The organism is Candidatus Delongbacteria bacterium (assembly GCA_020634015.1).
Classification (GTDB): domain Bacteria; phylum CAIWAD01; class CAIWAD01; order CAIWAD01; family CAIWAD01; genus JACKCN01.
Genome location: JACKCN010000003.1, coordinates 91,857 through 113,217, shown reverse-complemented (window position 1 = coordinate 113,217; position 21,361 = coordinate 91,857). Strand labels below are relative to the sequence as shown.

Genomic DNA, 21,361 nt, shown 5'->3' with positions numbered 1-21,361 from the left:
ATGCCCAGCGAATTCAATTACCGCGACATCCTGCGCTACTACCGCAAGAACACGATGCAGTTCTCCGACTTCGTGGAGCTGCTGATGGCCGAACCGGAACGCGTGCTGGTGACCAGCTCGCAGCTGATCTATTCGGCGATCAAGCACTTCGGCTTCGAGATCGTGGTGCGCAGCGGCGAGCCCGTGGTGAGTTACCGCATCTTCAAGGACCTGTTCGCGGGCGGCATCAACGCCGTGTTCGGCCAGGAATTCTGCATCAAGAACATCGTGGAAGTGATCGAGTCGGTGGGCAAGGAAAGCGGCCCCAACCGAGGTCTGGTGCTGGTGGGTCCGCCCGCCTCGGGCAAGACCAACATCGTGGACCTGATCTCGCTGGCTCTCGAGGAGTACACCAAGGAAAAGAACGTCCGGCTGTACACCTTCTACTTCCTGTTCAAGGATGACAACGGCCGTGAAGTGGAGCTGCGCACCAACTTCATCCACAACCCGGTGCTGCTCTTTCCCACGCTGCTGAATCGCGAGGAAGGCATCACGCACCCGCGCCAGGAGCTCTTCGAGCACATCGCCAGTCGTCAGCCCGAAGGGGCTCATTTCATCATTCCGACCTTCTACCAGAACGCGACCCTGGACAAGCGCAGTTTCGACATCATCGAAAGTTTGCTGCACAATCCACGCAATGCGGGCAAGAGTCTCTTCGACATCATTGAGGAGTATGTGCGCGTCGAGGAGATCGAGTTCAGCAACGCCCAGGCCCAGGGCATCGCCAACATCGACGACATGCACCAGCTGCGCACCAGCATCCGCCCGATCGAGGTGGGCCGCGAGGCGCTGGAGATCCTGGCCGGGCATCTGAGCACGAATCACATCTACCAGTACACGGGCGCGATCATCTCGAGCAATCGCGGGTTGCTGCACATCCACGATGCCTTCGGCGGGGGCAACGGGCCCACCACCGAGACGGAGTACAAACCCCTGCTGATGCTGCTGGGCAGTGGCAAGGTGTCGGCCGAAGCGACCCAGACTCCCATTGACAACACGGTGATCGTGACCACCAACATCGACGAGATGGAACTGCTGGAAAACCAGCTCACCAGCAGCAAGCTGATGGACCGCATCCAGAAGGTGCCGGTGAACTACCTGCTGGACACCAACTCGGAAATGGACATCCTCAAGCGCGACATGAGCATCATGCGCGAGAAGTACGACGTGGACCCAAACCTGCTGCGGATCGCCTCGTATTACAGCGTGCTGACGCGCCTGCGCCCGCCACTGCGCAGTCAGTTCCCGCCCCAGTGGAGCGTCGAGAAGATCTCGCTGTACCGTTCGATCACACCGGAACAGAAGCTCTTCATCTTCAGCTATCAGTCCGAAGACCCGGTGAACACGATCCGTCGCCTGCCCCACTGGCACCCCTTCCGCAACGAAGCGCTGCGACTGGGGCTGGACATCACCGACACATCGGAACTGCACGATCACCTGGTGCGCCACCCCAACGCCACCTCGCTGGAGGAATCGGGCCTGTTCTCGCGCGACCAGCTCAAGCTGATCGACGATGAGTTCATGCGCGAGCTCTGGAACGAGCACTATCCCCACGAGGGCCAGACCGGCATCAGCATCCGCCAGCTGCAGAACGTGATGCGCAGTACAATCGCCGCATCCGACGGACGCAAGGTGCATGTGGGCACCTTCTTCAGCATTCTGCGAAAGATGCTGGCCGAAGGCCCCAGCCTGCATCACTGGATGGTGGAGCACCCGCATCCCGACGACGGCGGACATCGTCTGCCCCGCCGCGTGATCGCCGGCGAACTCTTCGAGGAAGGCGACGGGGCCTACGGCGATTACAAGGGCCTGCTGGACGTGGTGCGCGCCCTGTATTACAACATCATCGCGCGGGAAATCACCGTGGCGCTCGTGGACCGCGACCCGGACCAGATCGAGGCCGACCTGCGCAAGTACATCCAGCATTGCCTGCTGGCGCTGGCCAACGACAACCGGGCCTTCGCCCACATCATGGTGCCGCGTTTCACTTTCATCGACCCGGGCACGGGCATGAAGGTCGACCGCCCGGACACCAACTACATGGCCTCGGTGGAAAAGGTGCTGGCCAACACGGAGGGCGCAGTCGCCTTCCGGCGCAAGGTGGCCGAGAAATTCCTGGACCTGCAGAACTCGGGCGAGTTGCGCATCGCCCAGAACAAGAGCGCGGTCACCAGCAAGGACGACAACCTGCTGACCTGCTATGCGCGTGAATACACCACCATGCTATCGCATCGCAAGTCGGCTGGCGACATCAACATCTCGGAACTGGAAGAGGCATTCTACCAGAAACGCAATGCTCCCAGCAAGTACCACAACTACCCTGCCACGATCCGCAACATGGTGGAGAGCGTGCTGGACAACATGGTCACACGCTACGGCTACTCGCGCAAGGTGGCGCTGGACACGGTGGTCTTCGCCCTGCGCAAGGACATCATCAAGTTCGCCAAGATCATCAGCTGAGCCGTCGGAGGCAGAGCATTCAGGCGGGGCTTCGGCCCCGCTTTCTTCTCCCGGCGCAACCGTATACCTTCCCTCGCGACCGCGGGGGAAGGCCCGCCGCAGGAGGGAGGGATGGGGCGACTGCAATGTTCCGGCGCTCCAGAATTTCTGCACACCATCACGCCCCCATCCCCCCACAGCGCAGGCGCTGTGGCCTTCCCCCGCGGTCGCGAGGGAAGGTATCACGGCTTCGCCTGGGCAAAGGATGGTCTCTCGTTGGGGATTCGTTCAGGAACCAAAAACCGCGAGGCAACGCCACAATGCCTTCCCCCGTGACCACGGGGGAAGGCCCGCCGAAGGCGGGGGGGATGGGGGCATCGTGGCCCGATCACGAATCACCTTCCTGGCCACCTTTCATCGCGCGTGGCAAGTTGTGGTGAGCGCCCCCGGTTCCCATTCTGCCGGGCAATTGCGACTCTGGGGGCCAACACAGTGGAGAACGCATGATCGAGCGGATGATTCATTCCCTCAAGCGCAGAACACATCAGCTCATGGGCAATGCGCAGCAGTTGCGGGCCCTTGAGACCTGCGGTGTGGCTGCCGGTCCGCGTCTGGCGACAGTGCTGCGCGAGGTGCTGGCGGGCAATGACATGCATCCTGCCCTGCAGGAGATGCGTGTGCGCCGCGGCATGCTGGTGAAGGATCATTCGCGCGCGCTGATCGAGGATCACGGCGCGGGCCGTCCCGAACTCAATCTGAGTCCCGAGGCCATGCGTTCCGGTCGGACCGTGGAAGAGGATCTGGGCGAGCTGGCGCGCCAGAGCAGCGTGCCGCCCGCCATGGCGCGGCTGCTGGTGTCCCTGGTACATCAATTCAAGCCCGAACGCAGTCTTGAGCTGGGCAGTTGTGTCGGCCTGTCCGCCTGTTGCATCGGGGGAGCGCTGGAATCCCTGGGTCGCGGCAACCTGCTGACCATCGAGGGCGACCTGAGCCTGGCCCGCATCGCCGCCGAGTCCCTGGGCGCCTGCGGCATTCTGCGCGCCCGCGTGCTGCACGGCCTGTTCCAGGAGCGCCTGCCCTGGGTCTTCGAGCGCTGGCCCGCCATTGACTTCCTCTTCAACGACGGCGTGCATGAAGAACACACCGACTGGGAGCTGACCACCGCGATCATGGAGCACATGCCCGACGGGGCCATCGCCCTGCTGGATGACATCGACTGGTCACCTGGCATGGTCCGCTTCTGGCAGCGCATCCAGAACCATCCGCGTGTGGCGCTGAGCGTGGACCTGTTCCGCAGCGGCCTGCTGGTTCTGGGCAGTGGCCCCGCCCGGCACTTTCGAGTGGCCATTGACTGAGCCGCGGCTGGCTCACCGGAACCGGCTTCATCCTTTCAATGACCCTCTGGAAAGGAAACGCGCCTCCGCGCACACACCGATTCCCGATTCCTCAACCTCACCCACGGAAACCAACCAGGAGCCATCTGGCAAGCAAGCCCGTTGGCCGCCGGCTGGGCTGAGTACTGAACGCGGGCGAAGTGGGTGGCCCCGAAGTCCCCGCGGAAGTCAGCACGGAAGGTGGCCCGGTGGACAGTCCCGAAGGTGAACCGGGATCCCCGCCCTGATTCATCCTCACATCACATCTGTGGATTCCTCATGTGCCAGCTGCCCGAAGAGCCGTAGGCGCAAGAAGGCAATCCGCGGAACTGTTCGGGACCGCGCAAGGATTCAGGGATTCAGAGTCCGCACCTGGTACAGCGCCACTCCACGCAGCAGGGGATTCTGGCTGTCGGTCCACGTCGTATCAGTCGTGGTGGCCACCGCCTCCATCACCCTCAGCGCTCCCTCGGCTCCGCTGGCCCGATACACGGTGTAGCCCGCGGCTCCCGATACGGGTGGCCAGCTGAGCCGGATCTGGCCTGAGAGGCGCAGAATGCTCAGCGGATCGGGGGCGGGCAGGCCGGAGGGCGTGGGCTCGCGCAGCGCACTCGCGCTGGCCATCAATTCGGGGGCCGAGCGGCCAGTCTGGTTCCAGAGGTCCCAGGCCAGCTGCCCAGTGTTGTCGGTCACGTTCTCGTCACGCAGAAAATCCATGTACTCACGGCTCGTGGTCTGGTAGAACAGTCGTGCCTCGACACGTGCCGCTCCTGCGGGCAACGGGTATTCGGTGTCGTCCCAGTACTGTCCATCCTGGTAGTCCACACCGACCACGGGCGACTGGATCTCGCGGAACGCCTGATTGGTGAACCCCCGGGGTGGAATCCGGTTGTCGTAGTAGATCGTGTCGTTCTGGACAAAGTGGAAGCCGGGACCCGCATCCTGCTGCACCACGGCCGCCAACCCCGGGGTGAGGCCAGGTTCGATGTGGTAGATCTTGAGCTGGGCATCGTGATCCAGATCAGCCGTGAGGGAGTCGTAGGCCCCCGATTCATGGATCAGCTGATCATTGATGTCCCAGACCCGCAGATTGAGCCAGATCCGGCGTCCCTCCGGATACCCCGAGGGCAGTTTGTGTCCCGTCTCGTTGGTCACTCGCACCCGGGCGAGCGGGATGGGGCCCGCATCATCGATGCTCAGATCCAGACTGGCCGCGTGTTGCAGCATGTACCGGGCCCGCGTGATGCCATCCTGGAGCGCGGCCACATCGGTTTCCGCGGGATACTGTTGTGCCACCCAGAGCGGCACGGTCGTGTTGCCGCCCGTGAAATCATGCAGGGGCAGATTGTCCCGCTGGGGCGAGGTCATGCTGGCTCCACGCCCGGTCACATCGCGCATGTGGCAGTCCTGGCAGGTACGCACGACACTGAGATTGCCTCCGAACTGCGGCGCCAGCACTCCCCCGGCCGTATTGTACTCGCTCACCAACCATTCGCTGTAGGTGCGTTCGATGGGAAACTGACTGCGGGGATCCGCTTCCGGGGCCGCCTGATCGAAGGGATTGGGCAGGTAGCGTCCGCTGGCCGCGTCCAGCGTGAACACGGGATTGCTGACGTCGTGACAGGTGCCGCAGAGCCGGGACTCGGAGTGCACGGGCGAGTAGCGTTCGGGGTGGGGCGACACCGTGCCGTGAAAGGGTCCGCGACGCGAGAAGTTGGAATCCACCACATACATGCCATTGGCCGTGGTCGGGGGAATCTGGGCCAGGGTGGCCAGATAGCTCTGGTCCGTGCTCCAGGTGTTCGCGGTGTAGATGGAATCCTGGGGCCAGAGATTGCTGCCCAGAGCCGCGGGCGCCACCAGCTGGTGGCAGAACGCACACTGCACACCCTCACGGTCCGCCGCGATCAGGGCACTGCCATCGGTGGGCGTACTGCGGCCCTCGAGCCAGCCCTTGGGCGTGTGGCAGCGCAGGCACAGGTCGCCGCTTTCGGGAGCGTCCTGATTGGCGATCGTCAGACAAGCCAGGAACAGGGGATCGCGCATGGCCTGCCCCATCATGCTGCCGCGCCAGTTGTGAAAGGGCTCGACTTCCGGCTCGCCGTAGCCCGAATGACAGTTGTCGCAGATCGCAGGACTCATCAGGGTTCCCGACTGCCCGGGCTGCGAGCCCGGCAGCTGAAAATCCTGAAGAGTGCTGGGAACGGGCAGTGCGTGGGACAGCAGGCTGGTCAGCAGCAGGCAGGCCAGAGAAAGAAAGTTCGCGGGAGTCATGCAGCGCTCCATGGTTGTGGGGTCGGTAGACGGCGGCGACGCTCGTTTGAACGGACTGGCGGCCCGTTCATTGCATGGGGGCACAGCCTGGCCCGGAGTGGGCTTCCAGGAGTCGATGGGATCGGACGGAACTCCCCCGCGTGTCAGAGTGGCAGGACAGGACACGGCGGGGAAGCGGGCAAGGTGGGTGGTCCCGAAGTCACTATCGCGGGTAGCCCGGTGGAAGGTCCCGGCGGTGGGACCTGGGTGCAAGCAGGCATTCCGCGCGGCGGGGGATTCTGGCTGTCGGTCCAGGTGATGTCCTGCATGGGGGCTACCGTTTGCATCACCTGCATCTCCCTCCGGCCCCGCTGCATCAAGAATCTTTCGAGCATTGACCTGCAGGAAGTCCGTGGAGGCTGGATTCTGCTGGGTGTGGATTGTACCGTGGGACGACCGGACTTCGTCTGCACGGTCCGGGTCCACCGATCCGATCTGCGGGTGAAGGGCGCAGGACAAGATGGACTTGCCCTGCCAGCACGGGCCCTCGTTTCAGCGTGGGCTTGAATCTTGACCGAAGATAGACTGATAATTCACCAATAGATCCCTACATTTTCCCTGAAAATCGTCAGATAGAATGATAATCCGCGGTAATGTTCCTCAAGAACGGAAGGTCTGTTCAATGGATCCCTTGACGAATCCCTTCTCCCCTGGTGCTGGGGCTCAGCCACCCGCACTGGTTGGTCGCGAAGAAATTGTCGCCGCCGCCGAAATCGCCTTGCACAGGGTGCGTGCCGGTCGACCGGAGAAAAGCCAGATTCTGCTGGGCCTCCGCGGTGTCGGTAAAACCGTACTGCTGAACAGGATCGGGACGATGGCCGAAGAGCTGGGCTACCAAGCCGTGATCCTTGAGGCTCCTGAAGGCAAGAGGCTGGCACAGTATCTTGCCCCAGCACTCAAGAGCGTGCTGCTTCGCCTGAATCGCGTGGAGCAGGCGAAGGACCTGTCCAACCGGGCGATCGCAGCCCTCCGGGGGTTCGCCAGCGCATTCACGGTGTCCATCGGTGCGGTCGAACTGGCGATCAGTGAACCACCCACGGCCGACAGTGGCACACTGGAAATCGACCTGCCCCAACTCCTGATCGCAATTGGTCAGGCGGCCCGAGCAGCCGGACAGTGCGTTGTGATCCTTGTGGACGAAATCCAGTATCTCGGTGAAGAGGATCTCAGGGCACTGATCGTGGCCTTTCATGCCATCTCACAAAGAGGATTGCCGCTCCTGTTGTTCGGAGCAGGATTGCCACAGGTCGCAGGCCTTGCCGGTGATGCAAAGTCCTACGCTGAGCGTCTGTTTGACTATCCGCCGGTCGGACCGCTGTCTGAACTTCCGGCGCGCGAGGCAATCCGCAGACCCATTGAAGAAGAGGGTGCACGGATTGAAGACGAGGCACTCGACAGCATCGTGAGAATGACAAAGGGATACCCCTATTTCCTTCAGGAATGGGGAAAGCACACCTGGCTCACGGCTGATTCCTCCCCCATTGATCACACGGATGTGGAGCGTGCGCATGCCACGACGACGGCAGCCCTTGACAGGAACTTCTTTCGAGTCCGGTTTGACCGCCTGACTCCTCGCGAACAGGACTATTTGCGTGCGATGGCCGAACTGGGTCCCGGGCCCCACAGATCCGGTGTCATCGCCAGCTCCATGAAGAAGAAAGTCGAGAGCCTGGGTCCGCTGAGAAGTGGTCTGATCAAGAAGGGCATGATCTGGAGCCCCACACACGGTGATACCGCATTCACAGTTCCGCTGTTCGATGAATTCATGCGGCGGGAAATTCCCGTCTGGACTGCCTGAACAAAGCGCAACACACAGACGAAAGCAACGGGATACCTCTTGCAGCAGGACCGCATCGCGGTCCTGCTGCGCCTACCTTTGGATCACCCATTTCCTCGCGAAGAGAAGAGTGAACACCGCCGCCCGCGCAAGGCTGAAAGTCCTCAGGTCTCGGCGAAACTTGAAGTGATACGGGAGAGTGACGGGTGCACAGCGACGCCGGCCGAAGGGTGGCTGGAATGGCTGCCGGGGTACGGTGTAACCGCTGGGGGCGCCATGCAATGGTTGCCGTCTACGCGGGGATGACGGAATTTTGAATGCGTGTAACAACTCTGGGTTCCCGCTTCCGCGGGAATGACGGCAAAATATGGCGAGCGGCGCCGCCCGGCCGCAACCGGGCGACGCCTGACTTGTCTGCGTCACAAACCTACAGGCTGGTGAAGAAATCGTTGCCCTTGTCGTCCACCAGGATGAAGGCCGGGAAGTCCTTGACGGTGATTTCCCAGACGGCTTCCATGCCGAACTCGGCGAAGTCGCGCACCTGGCTCTTGAGGATGTGCTCGCTGGCCAGCAGGGCCGCGGGGCCGCCCGTGCTGCCCAGGTAGAAGCCGCCATTGTCCTTGCAGGCCTGTGTGACCTGCGGAGTGCGGTTGCCCTTGGCGATCATCACCAGGCTGCCCCCCGCTTTCTGGAAGCGGTCCACGTAAGGATCCATGCGCTGGGCCGTGGTGGGGCCGAAGGAGCCGGTGGCCATTCCCGCAGGAGTCTTGGCGGGGCCGGCGTAGTACACCGGGTGGTTGCGGAAGTACTCGGGGAGCGGCTCGCCGCGGTCCAGCATCTCGGCCAGGCGCGCGTGAGCCATGTCGCGGGCCACGATCACCGTTCCCGACAGCTTCAGCCGTGTGCGGATGGGGTACTTGCTCAGGTCGGCCTGGATTTCCTTCATCGGGCGGTTCAGGTCAATGGGTACCGCATTGTCCACCTGCTCCGTGGCGGCGGGCAGGAAGCGCGCGGGATCCAGTTCCAGACTTTCCAGGAAGATGCCGTCGGTCGTGATCTTGCCCAGCACGTTGCGGTCGGCGCTGCAGGACACGGCCATGCCGATGGGACAGCTGGCGCCGTGGCGCGGCAGACGGATCACACGCACATCGTGGCAGTAGTACTTGCCGCCGAACTGGGCACCCAGGCCCACGTGGCGGCTGGCCTCCAGCAGCTCCTTTTCCATCTCGAGATCGCGGAAGGCGCGGCCACCCGTGCTGCCGCTGGTGGGCAGGTTGTCGTACCAGCCGGTGGAGGCCAGCTTGACGGTCTTCATCACCGTCTCGGCGGAAGTGCCGCCGATCACGAAGGCCAGGTGGTAGGGCGGACAGGCCGCCGTGCCCAGGGTCTTCATCTTTTCAACGAGAAACTCCTTGAGCGCGGTGGGCGTGAGCACGGCCTTGGTCATCTGGAAGAGGTAACTCTTGTTGGCGCTGCCACCGCCCTTGGCGATGAAGAGGAACTTGTACACCGCGCCGTGCCCGGCGATCAGGTCGATCTGGGCGGGCAGGTTGTTGCCCGTGTTCTTCTCCTCGAACATGCTCAGCGGAGCCACCTGGGAATAGCGCAGGTTCTCGTTCTGGTAGGTCTGAAAGATGCCGCGGGAAAGCGCTTCCTCGTCGCGCCCCGCCGTAAGCACCCTGTGGCCCTTCTTGGCGTAGACGATGGCCGTGCCCGTGTCCTGGCAGAAGGGCAGCTGGCCCTGGGCGGCGATCACCGCATTCTGCAGCATGGCGCGGGCCACATAACGGTCGTTGTCGCTGGCCTCCGGGTCGGCCAGGATGCGGGCCACCAGCTCCTGATGGCGGGCGCGCAGGTGAAAGTTCACATCGCGCAGGGCCGTGCGCGCCAGCAGGGTCAGGGCCTCGTCGCCCACCTGCAGAAAGTCCTCGTCCTGAACGCGCACGGTGGACACATGCTCCGTGCCCAGTGCGCGGTATTCGGTCTCGTCCTTGCCAAGCTGGAAGGTCTCGTCATACTGGAACTCCATCGGGGGGCCTCCGGAAAGGTTCGGACAGTCTCGAAGGAAGGACGGGTCAGGTGTGTCCGATCGCCTGACGGTCAGAAGGATCTCCGTGTCGCCCTGCGTCCGTCGGTTTGTCAGCGACCGATGACGCTCAGGAATTCGGCGCGTGTCTCGGCGCTGTCGTGAAACTCGCCCAGCATGGCGCTGGTGGTCGCCATGGAATTCTGTTTCTCCACGCCGCGCATCTGCATGCACATGTGGGTGCCCGTCATCACCACGGCCACGCCGGTGGGCTTGAGCACGTCCATCAGCGCCTCGGCCACCTGGTGCGTCAGGCGCTCCTGCACCTGCAGGCGCCGCGCGAACATGTCGATGATGCGCGGAATCTTGGACAGCCCGATCACCTTGCCATTGGGAATGTAGCCCACGTGGGCACGCCCGAAGAAGGGCAGCAGATGGTGCTCGCAGAGGCTGTAGAACTCGATGTCGCGCACGACCACCATTTCGTTGCAGTCCTCGGTGAACACGGCGCCGTTGACCAGTGTCTCCAGATTCTGACCGTAGCCCTGGGTGACATAACCCCAGGCCTTGGCCACCCTCTGGGGTGTCTTGAGCAGCCCTTCGCGCTGGGGATTTTCACCCAGGGCTTCCAGCAACTGGCCCGTCAGGCCGGTGATGGTATCGAGTTGTGTCCGTTCCATGATTTCTCCTTTGCGCTCATTCAGCCGCGTTGGCGGACCAGGTCGCTTCTTCCGGATCCTGGTGCACCCGGGGTTTCAGCAGCATCACGGCCGCGTAGAACAGTGGTGTGTCCAGCAGGGCCATCAGCACCTTGAACAGGAAACCGTTGGCCAGCAGGGAACCGAATCGGTCCCAGGCGATCACGCCGGTCAGGCAGAGCAGCGACAGCACCGAGAGGGTGTCCACGAACTGGGACACGATGGTGGAGCCATTGTTGCGCAGCCAGAGATGCTTGCCATGGGTCAGGCGTTTCCAGAAATGGAACACGCGAATGTCGATGTGCTGGGCCAGCAGATAGGCGCTCATCGAAGCGAAGATGGCCGGCCCGAAGAGTCCGAAGACCCGCTTGAAGGTGGCGTCATCAATGGGCGACCAGGCGGTCTGCGGCACGGCGATGGCCACCAGGATCACGGCCATGATGAACAGGCTGGCAATGAACCCCGCCACCACCACCTGATTGGCCCGTTTCTCGCCATAGAGCTCGCTGATGATGTCGGTCACCAGAAAGGTGACCGGATAGGGCAGAATGCCCACGCTGATCTCGAAGGTGTACAGTCCGAAGGGTGTCCAGGTGAAGAACTTCTGGAAGATCAGGTTGCAGGCCACCAGCGCCGCGATGAAGATCGAGGCCAGCACGAGATACAGCCGATCGGCGAAGACCGTGAACGTGGGTGTGGGCTCGATGTAGGCGGGTTTCGCGAGCTTCATGCCGGTTCCTTCGACGATGGGCATTCGGCGCGCAACACGCAGTCGCCACAGCGCGGGCGCCGGGCGATGCAGACGGCCCGGCCGTGGTCAATGGTGCGATGCACCAGGCTGACCCATTCCGCTGGTTCGAAGATCTGCATCAATTGCTGTTCCAGCTTCACCGGATCGCTGGTGTCACCCAGCCCCAGCAGATTCATGATGCGCACCATGTGTGTGTCAATCACCATGGAGGGCACGCCGTACACTTCGCCCAGAATGCAGTTGGCTGTCTTGCGTCCCACACCCGGCAGCTTGACCAGCTCTTCGATGGTGTCGGGCACCTCGCCGCCATGGTGCTCCACCAGCGCCCGGCTCATGCCCAGCAGACTCTTGGCCTTCTGGTTGAAATAGCCACAACTGCGGATGTCCTGAGCCAGCTCGGCCTCGTCGGCCTGGGCGAAGGCCTTCACCGAGCGATACTTGCGAAACAGGTCCACGCACACCGTGTTCACCCGGGCGTCGGTGCACTGGGCCGACAGAATGGTGGCCACCAGCAGCTGATGCGGGGTTCCGTAGTCCAGCGAACAGCGGGAGTCCGGGTAGGTCTCGCGCAGCAGTTCCACGATGCGGGCCGCGCGGGCCTTGCGTGCGGTCTTCGTTTCCTTCATGCAACTCCTCGCTGCCACGTTCCCGGATCCTCGGGATTGTCGCTCATTGAAGGGCTCAGCCGTCGAACCGCGCCGGGCGGAAGGCATCCAGTCGGGCATCGGGCTCCCCGGCCAGAATCTCCCCGGCCAGCAGGCGCCCGAACACGATGGCCTGTCCCAGGCCGCAGCCATTCCAGCCACCGCACACGAACTGCCCGGAAAACCCGGGGCGCGGCCCCACCAAAGGGCGTTCATCGGTCGTGAGCGCCAGCAGACCGGTCCAGCCACCCGTGAACTCCACACCGGCCAGCTTGGGAAATGTCTCACTCCCGAACTGGCGCAGGCGCTCGTCGACCAGCGGATCCAGCTCCCGATCCGCGTGGGCGGGGTCGGCGAAGCGGCGCATGCCCCCGATCAGGACCTCGCCCTTTTCCGCCTGGCGCCAGTACTCCTGCCCGCGATTGCTGGCCATGGGCATGGCAAAGACCTTGCGCTCACGCCCCCCCAGCAGAATCTGGGCGCGAGCCGGCTGGATCACGTTCACCAGTTCCGGCAGACAATCCGCAAGCCCCCCATTCAGACACCAGATGATCCGGCGACAGGCCACAGTGCCGTTCGCCAGCTCGACTGACCAACCGTCCTGCATCTGGGTCGCCGTCTGGACGCGTGTGTCACCGCGGTACCGTCCTCCCGCGCGCTGGAACTTGCCCAGCAGGGCCCAGACAAGGCGTGCCGGATGCAGGGTGGCGTCCTCGGGCTGGTAGAGTGCGCCATGGAATGGCGACACTCCCAGACGCTTCTGGAGCTGTTCGGCGGTCCAGAATTCTACCGGAAAGCCGTCCTCGACCAGACGCCGTGCGGACAGTTCCAGCAACTTGCGTTCGGCGTCGTCCGCGGCGCAGCTCAGCGAGCCGGTGCGCATGAACTGCACTTCGCTGCGGCAGTCGGCCAGCTCGGCATCCAGCCACTGCTGATTCAGGACCAGCAGCTCACGCCACTGACGCGCCAGGTCCCGTCCGAGGCGACGGATCGCTTCCGCGTAGGCCCAGGGCAGGTCCGCGATCAGCTGCCCCGCATTGCGACCCGAGGACCCCGCGGCGGCCTGTGCGCCGTCCAGCAGCAGGACCTCAAGGCCCGCACGTTGCAGCTCCAGTGCCAGCCAGGTGCCGGCAATGCCCGCCCCCACCACCACCGTATCACAGGAAGCTGGCAGGCTGCCCTGCTCCAGAGTGGGCCTGTCTTCAAGCCAGAGAACATTGGACTCCGGTGACACGAGCATCAGAAACGCACTCCCTCGAAGAGCGGAGCAATGGGGGCCTGCTCCGCGGAGCCGGTCGGCGGCAGGGTCAACGAGAGCCGCAACGTGTCCACGGGAGCGCCCCGTTCCACATTAACCGGGTAGCCCCAGCAGAAGAGCATCACGAGATCACGCACGGTGTTCAGCACGGCCTCTTCCAGATCTTCATCCGGGGAACTGATCTCGGCGCTGACGATCCGGCCATCGAAACGCAACCCCAGCACCATGTCGATCTGCCCGGTGGGCATGCCCTCGCCCATGAACTCCCGCAGGACGATGCCAAGGTTGGCCAGTCCGGGGTTGAATCGCGATGAGTCCACCAACGCCACCGTATACAGGGATTCGCTGAAACGGTGGCCTTCCTTGATGGCTTTGGCCGGTTTCGAGTAGTATCGACGGTCGAAGTGCAGCTTGTGCTGCACATGCAGGCGCGGAAACAGGGGGTCCAGCGAATCGGCCTGCAGCCCAAGTTTGGGCAGCACTTCCAGACTGTGCTCACCGAAGCCCAGTTCCTCGGGTGATTCACGCAGCAGGACCACGTTGCTGGGCTCCTGCCCGGGCAACAACTGGTAGGACAACAGGGCTTCGCCATCCCAGCTGTAGCGGCGAGCCTTGCGCGGGAAGTCCAGCTTCTTGACGAATTCCTTGAGCGACAGGCCCGACTCGATCCGGGGACGCCAGGCACTCAGACTGTCCATCAGGACTCCCGCTTCGTATCCATCCTGGGTGTACCAGGGATTCTCGTTGCTGGTGAACAGTGGAAAGTGCAGGCTGTAGAGCAGGCGTGTGCGCACGAACTTGCCGTCAAGCAGTCCGGGTGTGAATTCCAGCGAGTTGAGAATCTCGAGGGCGTAGGATCCGAAGCCCAGATTCCTGGGGTACTCGTCCAGCACTTCCCCGTGCTCAAGCTGGCCGCTGGCGCTCACGTCCACCAGCAGGATCGCGAAGCCGGGTTCGCCCAGGAAACTGGCCTGGTTGTAGTTGCGGGCCAGGCGATCCAGCTTGTTCTGGTTGTCGGCCACTCCGGGGTTGCCATCCAGCAGACTGAAGAGGTACTGGGTTGAATCGCTGGACACATTCAGGGTGGGACGGTTGCTCGCCGAATCGGACACAGCCAGCAGGGTGTCACCGGCTGCGATCAGTTCGGGCATGCTCTGGCGACGGGTCAGGCTGTTGTGAATCAGGCTCAGTTCGTCGGTCTCGGGGTTCAGGCTGGCCATCAGTCCGCGGCTGCCACAGAGCATCACCGTGTTGCCCCGTGTGACGGCTCCGCTGAACAGGCTGTAGCGGTCCAGCCGCAGTTCCGTGAATTCCCCGCCCCGCATGAGCCCCAGATTCCCACCGCTGCCGCCCAGCACCCAGCCATCGGGCAGGGCGTGCAGCATCCAAGAATCGCCCCAGGATGCGCTGGCCACGGTCTCGAACTGGCCCGAAGCCAGCATGCGCTCGACGCGCCCGTCTCCGAGCGCGAGCAAGGTGCCGCCCGGAGTGGCCAACAGCGCCACGATGGGTGTGTAATCCCGCCGGGGAATCTGTTGCCAGCTCTGGCCATCGTCCGTGCTGCGGAAAAGGAAGCCGCCGGTTCCGCCGACGGTCCAGGTTTCGCCCTCCACCAGCTGGGCCAGATAGCGTGCCGGCTCGGGAAGGGTCCCAACGGTCCAGCTGCGGCCCGCATCCTTGCTGAGCGCGAACAGTCCGCCGCCGCCGCAGACTCGCAGCGTCCCGTCTTCCATTGCAATGGCGCAGATATCACGGGGGTCGTCCAGCGAGCGGGAGAGCAGCGTGTCACCGGCGGCCAGCAGAACGGTTCCCGAATCTCCGGCGGCGAAGATCTTCTCGGCGCCGCTGACCAGGCAGTTCAGCGCCAACGGTGAGCCACTGCCTGCCAGGCGGTTCCAGGTACTGTCATTGCGGCTCCAGGCCACCAGCCCCGAATCACCGCAGACCCAGAGCCGATCACGCTCGCGCACGATGTCGGTGAAGAGTGGGCCATGCCGCAGTTCCAGGGCCCGGGCCTGCTGCAGAGAGTCCAGTCGCAGACTGTCCGCCGTCAGGGAATCGACTCCGGTCGAGGCGGACTGTGGCTCGGAAGTGGCCAGCTTGTTCGCCACCGGTTCCCCGGACTGGGCCAGCACATGCCACAGCGCTCCCGTGAAAAGCAGCAGGAGCAGCAACGAAAGGCGGTGTCTGACTGTACCTGAATCCTGGATCACTGGATGCCCCTAGAAACTCTGTCCGGTGTACACATAGACCTGCATCCCGCTCTCGCGACTCCAGGCCGCGTCGAAGGAGATCACATCCACGAAAGGCGCGAAGAGTCGCAGGCCGGCTCCCGTGCCCGTGCGGACTCCGCTGCCTCGTGCCAGACGATCCTGCCAGGTTTCGCCGGCATCCGCGAAGATCACGCCCCCCAGCGCCAGGTCATATCGATGCAACACGATGCGCTTGTCGATCAGGGGAATCCGGCACTCCAGCTTGGCGATGGCCGAACTCCACCCCCCCCAGGAACCGCCGCTGAGACCGCGGACCGTGGTCTGCCCGCCCAGTGTGTGTTCCATGTATTCCGGGCGGCGGCCCACGGTCCTGGCCAATTGTCCGTTCACACCCAGTACCACCGGGCCCAGGGACCAGAAATGGCTGCCGGACAGATCCATCCTGGTTCCGGCCGGGTTCTCCGGTCCGTACAGTCCAAAGAACTGTACGGAGGCATAGGCCTTGTCGCCCCGCTCCGGATTCACATGGATGTCGGTCGTGTTCAGGATTGCGCCCACACCCAGCGACGTGAAGCGATCGCGCCCGCTGGGGTTCACGGTGGTGCGCTGCCCCAGGTGATCATCGGAACTGAGCGAGTACCAGCCCGGATCGACGAACCAGCTGCGTTGTGGATCCAGGAATGATTCCAGGCGTGATGAGACCCGCACCAGCCTGCGCCGGTAATCGCTGCTCACGCCGTCCTGGGTGCGCTGCACCACCTGATCACGGTAGTCGGCGGCCAGCAACAATCCCAGCCGCCGCTTCCAGAGCCAGGGATCGTACCAGATCACGCTGAGCGCATCGTTGGATCCCGTGCGCGCCTCAAGGGTCAGTTTGCGTCCCAGCCCGGACACATTGTTGTGTTGCAGGGCGAAGCCGTAATCCCACTGGCCCGCCAACTCGCCGGGCTTGAGCAGGGGCAGAAACAGAAAACGTGGACGTTCCTTGAGCGCGTAGGTCACATGGACCGACTCATCCAGGCTGTCCGGCGACACGGTGACCACCAGACGCGCGAACAACAGCGTGTTCTTGATCGCGTTGGCATCCTGCACCAGTTCCGCGTCGCTGTAGAGGTCGCCGGGGTGCATTTCCAGCTCCCGGATCACGGCCTCTTCGCGTACATGCTCCAGTCCGGTCACCCGGATGCTGGCCACCTTCCAGTCGGACCATTCCAGTTCCTCGGAACGGTCGAACTCCAGCGAATCCTGAAAGACAATCGCGGATTGCGCACGACACTGGCCCTGCATCAGGATCCAGAGCAGCAGAACGAGAGGCCCGCGCGACAGCACTCAGTGCTCCAGGGATCCGGCCAGCCCCTGGAACACCGCACCCAGCAGGGCGGTGAATCCGGGACGCGCCTGTTCCGCGATCCGGGTCACTTCTTCGTGATTCAACTGGGTCGTGCCGATTCCGGCCGCGTAGTTCGTCACGCAACTGATGGCGGCGGTGGCCAGACCGATGTGCCGGGCGGCGATCAGTTCGGGAATGGTCGACATGCCCACCACGTCGGCCCCGATGCGGTCCAGCATGCGGATCTCGGCGGGGGTTTCGTAACTGGGCCCGGTGAAACCGGCCATCACGCCCACGCGCAAGGGCAGACCCAGCTCGCGTGCCGTATCACGGATCATTTGGTTGATTCCGGGATCCGTGGGTGCCGACATGTCGGGGAATCGCGGTCCGGGGGCGGTCGTGTTGGGTCCGCGCAGCGGATTGCGGAACATCAGGTTGATCTGGTCCTCGAGCAGCACCAGGTCGCCCGGGTGGAACAGGCGGTTCACGCAGCCCACCGCGTTGGTCAGTAGCAGACGTCGCACGCCCAGGGCTCCCAGCAGCCGAACGGGCATGACGACCTGCTCGGGCGTGTAACCTTCATACCCGTGTACCCGCCCCTTGAGCGCCAGCACGGACACTCCATCGAGAGTGCCGGCCACCCAGCTGCCCGCATGTCCTTCGACCGTGGACGGCGGATAGCCGGGAATCTCGCGAACCGCCAGACTGCGGATGTCACTCATGCCGTCCACCAGCACTCCCAGCCCCGAGCCCAGCACAATGGCCAGTTCGGGCACGGGTGCCAGCCGTTCGCGAATGAATGTCGCCGCGTCCTGGATTCCGGCGCTGTAGCTCACGTGACTCTCCTAGATCATCAGCCCGGCCACGCAGGCCGTCAGCCAGGAAGCCAGGGCTCCGCCAAGCATGGCCCGCAGTCCCAGTTCCGCCAGGTCCTTGCGCCGTTCCGGGGCCAGAGCCGCGATGCCACCGATCTGGATTCCGATCGACGAGAAGTTGGCGAAGCCGCAGAGGGCATAGGTGGCGATGATCTGGGCCCGTGCCGAGAAGTCGGGCAGTTTCATGTACTCGGTCAGCTGCATGTAACTGACGAACTCGTTGACCGCCAGTTTGATGCCCAGCAGGTTGCCCACCTCATGGGCGTTGTGCCAGGGAACGCCCATGATGAATGCCAGAGGCGAGAGCAAGGTTCCGAAGAAGGTCTGCAGGCTGCCCGGGAAGAAGCCCGAATACTCGCCGTTGGCCATCAGCGTGCCGCCCATGATCACACCATCGACCAGCTGGTCCGCGTAACCCAGCAGCCAGTCGACCAGAGCGATCAGGGAAATGAAGGCCAGCAGCATGGCGCCCACGTTCACCGCCAGTTTCAGGCCGTCGGTGGTGCCGCGTGCCGCCGCATCGATCAGGTTGGAGCCGTTGTCGAATTCCGGCAGTTCGGCACCGGCGGCGGTCACCGAGGTCTCGGTTTCGGGATAGATGATCTTGCCCACCACCAGGGCCGCGGGTGCCGAGAGCACCGAAGCCACGATCAGGTGGCCGGGATTCACGCCCATGCCGATGTAGCCCGCCAGCACACCACCGGCCACCGTGGCAAAACCGCCCACCATCATGGTCAGCAGCTCGGAACGGGTCATGCTGGCCAGGAAGGGTTTCACCAGCAGGGGGGCTTCGGTCTGACCGATGAAGATGTTGGCCGAGACGGTCATGGTCTCGCTGCCGCTCGTGCCCATCGCCTTCTGCATCACGCGGGCCAGCGCCTTGACCAGCACCTGCATCACGCCCAGGTAATACATGATGGACATGAAGGCCGAGAAGAAGATGATCGTGGGCAGCACCTTGAAGGCGAACTGGAAGCCGAAGCCGGGCCAGGTGCTGCCATCGGTGAAGAACATCGATGGGTCGACCAGGTTGCCGAAGAGGAAGGCCGCGCCCTTGCTGGACAGGTCAAGGAACTCGGCCACCTTGGCCGAGAACATCTGGAAGCCCACCCGGCCCGGTTCCCAACTGAGCAGCAGAAATCCCAGCACCAGCTGGATTGACAGGCCCACCACCACGGTGCGCATGTTGATGCGCCGCTTGTTGTTGGACATCAGCCAGGCCAGACCCAGCAGCACGAGCATGCCTACCGCACTGATCAGACGCTCCATGACGACTCCTTGCTTGCCGGCCCGGGCCGGTCAATTGTTCGCGGCCCCCGGGGTCCGGTTCAGACGGCCGGGTCACTCTGGGTGAAGATTTCAAGCTGCTCTTCGCTGGGCACCGTGAAACAGGTGCGGCAGCGCGCCTCGTAGACATCGCCGGCTCCCAGGAGAACCTGTTCGCGGCTGAGTGTCTTGCGCTGGGTGAAATTGGCGGGGTTGCCGCAGATCACGCAGATCGCGTGCTGCTTGGTCACGTACTCGGCCACCGACATCAAGACGGGCATGGGACCGAAAGGGCGCCCGCGAAAATCCTTGTCCAGCCCGGCCACGACCACGCGGGTCCCGGCGCGGGCCAGGTTCTCGCAGACGGCGACCAGCTCGTCATCGAAGAACTGGGCTTCGTCCACGCCCAGCACGTCGGCATCCCCGCAGACTTCGGGGATCTGGATCGCGCGCTTGATCACCACCGATGGCAGCGAGCTCTGGTTGTGACTCACCACCCGATCGCGGCTGTAGCGGCTGTCGATCTCGGGCTTGACCACCAGCACCTTCTTGCGGGCGATGGTCGCCAGACGGATGCGCCGGATCAGTTCCTCGGTCTTGCCGCTGTACATGCTGCCGCAGATCACCTCGATCCAGCCGCAGCCCGGCTGCATGAAATTCACTCGCTCTCCTCCTGCTGTGCTCCCAACAGACTGGCGATCTTGGTGCGCAGCAGGTCCAGCGCCACGGTGTTGCGTCCGCCACGGGGAAAAATCAGGTCCGCATGGCGCTTGGTGGGTTCCACGAACTGCATGTGCATGGGCCGCACGGTTGTTTCGTACTGGCGGATCACGCTGTCCAGACTGCGTCCACGCTCTTCGACATCGCGGCGCAGACGGCGGATGAAGCGCAGGTCGTTGTCGGTGTCCACGAAGACCTTGATGTCCATCAGCTCGCGCAGGCGCGGGAAATAGAGGATCAGGATGCCTTCCACGATGACCACCTTCTGGTGCTCCAGGTGGATCGTCTCATCCTCCTTGCGCGAGTGAGAGGAAAAGTTGTAGACGGGCATCTCAACCGATTCGCCGTGCAGCAATTGCTGCACGTGTTCGAGCAGCAGTTCCTGATCGAAGGCGTCGGGGTGGTCGTAGTTGATCTTGAGCCGTTCCTCGAGGGACAGCTCCGTGTTGGCGTTGTAGTAATTGTCCTGCTCGAGCACGGCCACCCGGCCGCCCAGCTGTTTGACCAGGGTGCGCGCCACCAGAGTCTTGCCCGATCCGGTCCCGCCGGCAACCCCGATCAGGATGGTCCGGTCGGGGTTGTCACTCGAAAAAGTCATCCTGGAATCCGTTGGGCAAAAGCTCCTCGATGGAGCGGGTTTCCCGGTTCTGACGGTTGGACTGGATCACGAGAATACCGGGGGCGTAATCCAGCAGCAATTGCCGACAGGCTCCGCAGGGTGGGCAGGGTTGCCGGGTATCGGCGACCACCGCAATCCGGCTGAAGCGACGCTGGCCCTCGGAGAGGGCCTTGAACAGAGCCACGCGCTCGGCGCAGCAGGTGAGACCGTAGGAGCTGCTTTCGACATTGCAGCCCGTGTACAGGCTGCCGTCCTCGGCTTCGAGACAGGCTCCCACGCTGAACTTGCTGTAGCGTGCGCACGCGTGTTCCCGGGCCTGCCAGGCGGTGGTCACCAGGAGATCTTCAGGATTCATGGTCGTCCTTCCGTTCCGGATCAGGGCCGGATGACCGTGGACTGGAACACGCGGATACGGCAATCGGGGCGCGTCCAGGCGTCCGGTTCCAGTCCCGCGTCAAGGCAGAGGCGGGTCAGGCATTCTTCGCGGGTCCAGCCGGCTTCCACAGGATCACCGGGAAGGCACCAGGCGCTCTGGCCATTCTGTTCAATGATCACACCATCGCGCCCGGGTTCGATTTCCTCGAAGGACTGCACATCCCGGGAATCCCCCAGGAAGGAAATCTCCAGTTCGCAGCGGTTCCATTGGTCCTCGGTGATCGACTGGCGACGGGGATCGTCAAATGCCCCCCGGATCGCGAGGCGCTTGAGCTCGGGCCCCAGCGGCTTGCCCGACTCCAGTTGCGCCACCCGGTTGCGTTCGCGTCCGGCTTCGAGAAAGCGCAGGGCCACTCCATTGCGGCGGGTGAAGACAGGAGAATCGGGGATCCGGAACTCATCTTTCCCGCTGATCAGGCCGCTGACCACGTTGCGGGCGAAGCCATGAATCTGCTCGCCTTCCGCCTTGTTGATCTCGCTCACCTTCATGATGTCCCCTGATTTCCGAAGAGAATTGAAAAAGTTCGGTCCGCACTGGAACCTTGAAGGCCTTGCCCGGTTCTAATCCCTCGCAAGGATGGGAAA

The 21,361-nt window shown here is 63.4% G+C and carries 17 protein-coding genes; 3 read left to right on the top strand and 14 right to left on the bottom strand.

Going from position 1 to position 21,361, the window contains the following annotated elements:
• Window positions 1-2,499: a hypothetical protein gene (locus H6678_07220; protein ID MCB9473583.1), complete on the top strand. Its 2,499-nt coding sequence runs from the start codon at window positions 1-3 to the stop codon at window positions 2,497-2,499.
• Window positions 2,500-2,981: 482 nt separating this feature from the next.
• Window positions 2,982-3,833, top strand: a complete 852-nt coding sequence (locus H6678_07215; protein ID MCB9473582.1) for a class I SAM-dependent methyltransferase — start codon at window positions 2,982-2,984, stop codon at window positions 3,831-3,833.
• 369 nt (window positions 3,834-4,202) lie between these two features.
• Here H6678_07215 and H6678_07210 read toward each other — a convergent pair whose 3' ends face one another.
• Entirely contained in the window at window positions 4,203-6,125 is a 1,923-nt protein-coding gene (locus tag H6678_07210; protein MCB9473581.1) for a hypothetical protein, read from the bottom strand.
• Between the two features lie 661 nt (window positions 6,126-6,786).
• Between H6678_07210 and H6678_07205 the strand changes: the two genes are divergently transcribed.
• Entirely contained in the window at window positions 6,787-7,962 is a 1,176-nt protein-coding gene (locus H6678_07205) for an ATP-binding protein (protein MCB9473580.1), read from the top strand.
• A 406-nt stretch (window positions 7,963-8,368) separates the two neighbouring features.
• Here the strand turns inward: H6678_07205 and H6678_07200 are convergent, their stop codons facing one another.
• From H6678_07200 to H6678_07140, 13 genes are all read right to left on the bottom strand, one after another.
• Entirely contained in the window at window positions 8,369-9,970 is a 1,602-nt protein-coding gene (locus tag H6678_07200) for a fumarate hydratase (protein MCB9473579.1), read from the bottom strand.
• A 110-nt stretch (window positions 9,971-10,080) separates the two neighbouring features.
• Window positions 10,081-10,647, bottom strand: coding sequence for a GTP cyclohydrolase I FolE (gene folE / locus H6678_07195; GenBank protein ID MCB9473578.1), 567 nt, complete (start codon window positions 10,645-10,647; stop codon window positions 10,081-10,083).
• A gap of 16 nt (window positions 10,648-10,663) precedes the next feature.
• Complete coding sequence (locus H6678_07190; GenBank protein MCB9473577.1) at window positions 10,664-11,395, bottom strand: queuosine precursor transporter; 732 nt, start codon at window positions 11,393-11,395, stop codon at window positions 10,664-10,666.
• Window positions 11,392-12,042 (bottom strand): endonuclease III, encoded by a 651-nt coding sequence (nth, locus tag H6678_07185; protein MCB9473576.1) that lies wholly within the window; start codon window positions 12,040-12,042, stop codon window positions 11,392-11,394. Before nth ends, H6678_07190 begins: the two co-directional genes overlap by 4 nt.
• 55 nt (window positions 12,043-12,097) lie before the next feature.
• Complete coding sequence (locus tag H6678_07180; protein ID MCB9473575.1) at window positions 12,098-13,300, bottom strand: FAD-binding oxidoreductase; 1,203 nt, start codon at window positions 13,298-13,300, stop codon at window positions 12,098-12,100.
• A complete protein-coding gene (locus H6678_07175) occupies window positions 13,300-15,492 on the bottom strand; it encodes a hypothetical protein (GenBank protein ID MCB9473574.1) in 2,193 nt (730 codons plus the stop codon). Before H6678_07175 ends, H6678_07180 begins: the two co-directional genes overlap by 1 nt.
• Window positions 15,493-15,540: 48 nt before the next feature.
• Window positions 15,541-16,860: a BamA/TamA family outer membrane protein gene (locus H6678_07170; protein MCB9473573.1), complete on the bottom strand. Its 1,320-nt coding sequence runs from the start codon at window positions 16,858-16,860 to the stop codon at window positions 15,541-15,543.
• Window positions 16,861-17,679: a purine-nucleoside phosphorylase gene (locus H6678_07165; protein ID MCB9473572.1), complete on the bottom strand. Its 819-nt coding sequence runs from the start codon at window positions 17,677-17,679 to the stop codon at window positions 16,861-16,863. It abuts the gene before it with no gap.
• Between the two features lie 27 nt (window positions 17,680-17,706).
• Window positions 17,707-19,005 (bottom strand): NupC/NupG family nucleoside CNT transporter, encoded by a 1,299-nt coding sequence (locus H6678_07160; GenBank protein MCB9473571.1) that lies wholly within the window; start codon window positions 19,003-19,005, stop codon window positions 17,707-17,709.
• A 59-nt stretch (window positions 19,006-19,064) separates the two neighbouring features.
• The gene (locus H6678_07155; protein MCB9473570.1) at window positions 19,065-19,655 is read right to left on the bottom strand and encodes a thymidine kinase; all 591 of its coding nucleotides are present in this window, start codon (window positions 19,653-19,655) and stop codon (window positions 19,065-19,067) included.
• Window positions 19,656-19,660: 5 nt separating this feature from the next.
• Window positions 19,661-20,320 carry a uridine kinase gene (udk, locus tag H6678_07150; protein MCB9473569.1) on the bottom strand — a complete coding sequence of 220 codons (660 nt, stop codon included), beginning with the start codon at window positions 20,318-20,320 and terminating at the stop codon, window positions 19,661-19,663.
• On the bottom strand, window positions 20,304-20,696 hold the full coding sequence (locus H6678_07145) for a cytidine deaminase (GenBank protein ID MCB9473568.1): 393 nt from the start codon (window positions 20,694-20,696) through the stop codon (window positions 20,304-20,306). Before H6678_07145 ends, udk begins: the two co-directional genes overlap by 17 nt.
• A 20-nt stretch (window positions 20,697-20,716) precedes the next feature.
• Complete coding sequence (locus H6678_07140; GenBank protein MCB9473567.1) at window positions 20,717-21,265, bottom strand: AMMECR1 family protein; 549 nt, start codon at window positions 21,263-21,265, stop codon at window positions 20,717-20,719.
• Window positions 21,266-21,361 lie beyond the last annotated feature (96 nt).

Excerpts from the sequence above, each read along its gene's own strand:
- H6678_07220 (MCB9473583.1), top strand. The coding sequence starts at position 1 with ATGCCCAGCGAATTCAATTACCGCGACATCCTGCGCTACTACCGCAAG.
- H6678_07215 (MCB9473582.1), top strand. The coding sequence starts at position 2,982 with ATGATCGAGCGGATGATTCATTCCCTCAAGCGCAGAACACATCAGCTC.
- H6678_07210 (MCB9473581.1), bottom strand. The coding sequence starts at position 6,125 with ATGACTCCCGCGAACTTTCTTTCTCTGGCCTGCCTGCTGCTGACCAGC.
- H6678_07205 (MCB9473580.1), top strand. The coding sequence starts at position 6,787 with ATGGATCCCTTGACGAATCCCTTCTCCCCTGGTGCTGGGGCTCAGCCA.
- H6678_07200 (MCB9473579.1), bottom strand. The coding sequence starts at position 9,970 with ATGGAGTTCCAGTATGACGAGACCTTCCAGCTTGGCAAGGACGAGACC.
- folE (MCB9473578.1), bottom strand. The coding sequence starts at position 10,647 with ATGGAACGGACACAACTCGATACCATCACCGGCCTGACGGGCCAGTTG.
- H6678_07190 (MCB9473577.1), bottom strand. The coding sequence starts at position 11,395 with ATGAAGCTCGCGAAACCCGCCTACATCGAGCCCACACCCACGTTCACG.
- nth (MCB9473576.1), bottom strand. The coding sequence starts at position 12,042 with ATGAAGGAAACGAAGACCGCACGCAAGGCCCGCGCGGCCCGCATCGTG.
- H6678_07180 (MCB9473575.1), bottom strand. The coding sequence starts at position 13,300 with ATGCTCGTGTCACCGGAGTCCAATGTTCTCTGGCTTGAAGACAGGCCC.
- H6678_07160 (MCB9473571.1), bottom strand. The coding sequence starts at position 19,005 with ATGGAGCGTCTGATCAGTGCGGTAGGCATGCTCGTGCTGCTGGGTCTG.
- H6678_07155 (MCB9473570.1), bottom strand. The coding sequence starts at position 19,655 with ATGCAGCCGGGCTGCGGCTGGATCGAGGTGATCTGCGGCAGCATGTAC.
- udk (MCB9473569.1), bottom strand. The coding sequence starts at position 20,320 with ATGACTTTTTCGAGTGACAACCCCGACCGGACCATCCTGATCGGGGTT.
- H6678_07145 (MCB9473568.1), bottom strand. The coding sequence starts at position 20,696 with ATGAATCCTGAAGATCTCCTGGTGACCACCGCCTGGCAGGCCCGGGAA.
- H6678_07140 (MCB9473567.1), bottom strand. The coding sequence starts at position 21,265 with ATGAAGGTGAGCGAGATCAACAAGGCGGAAGGCGAGCAGATTCATGGC.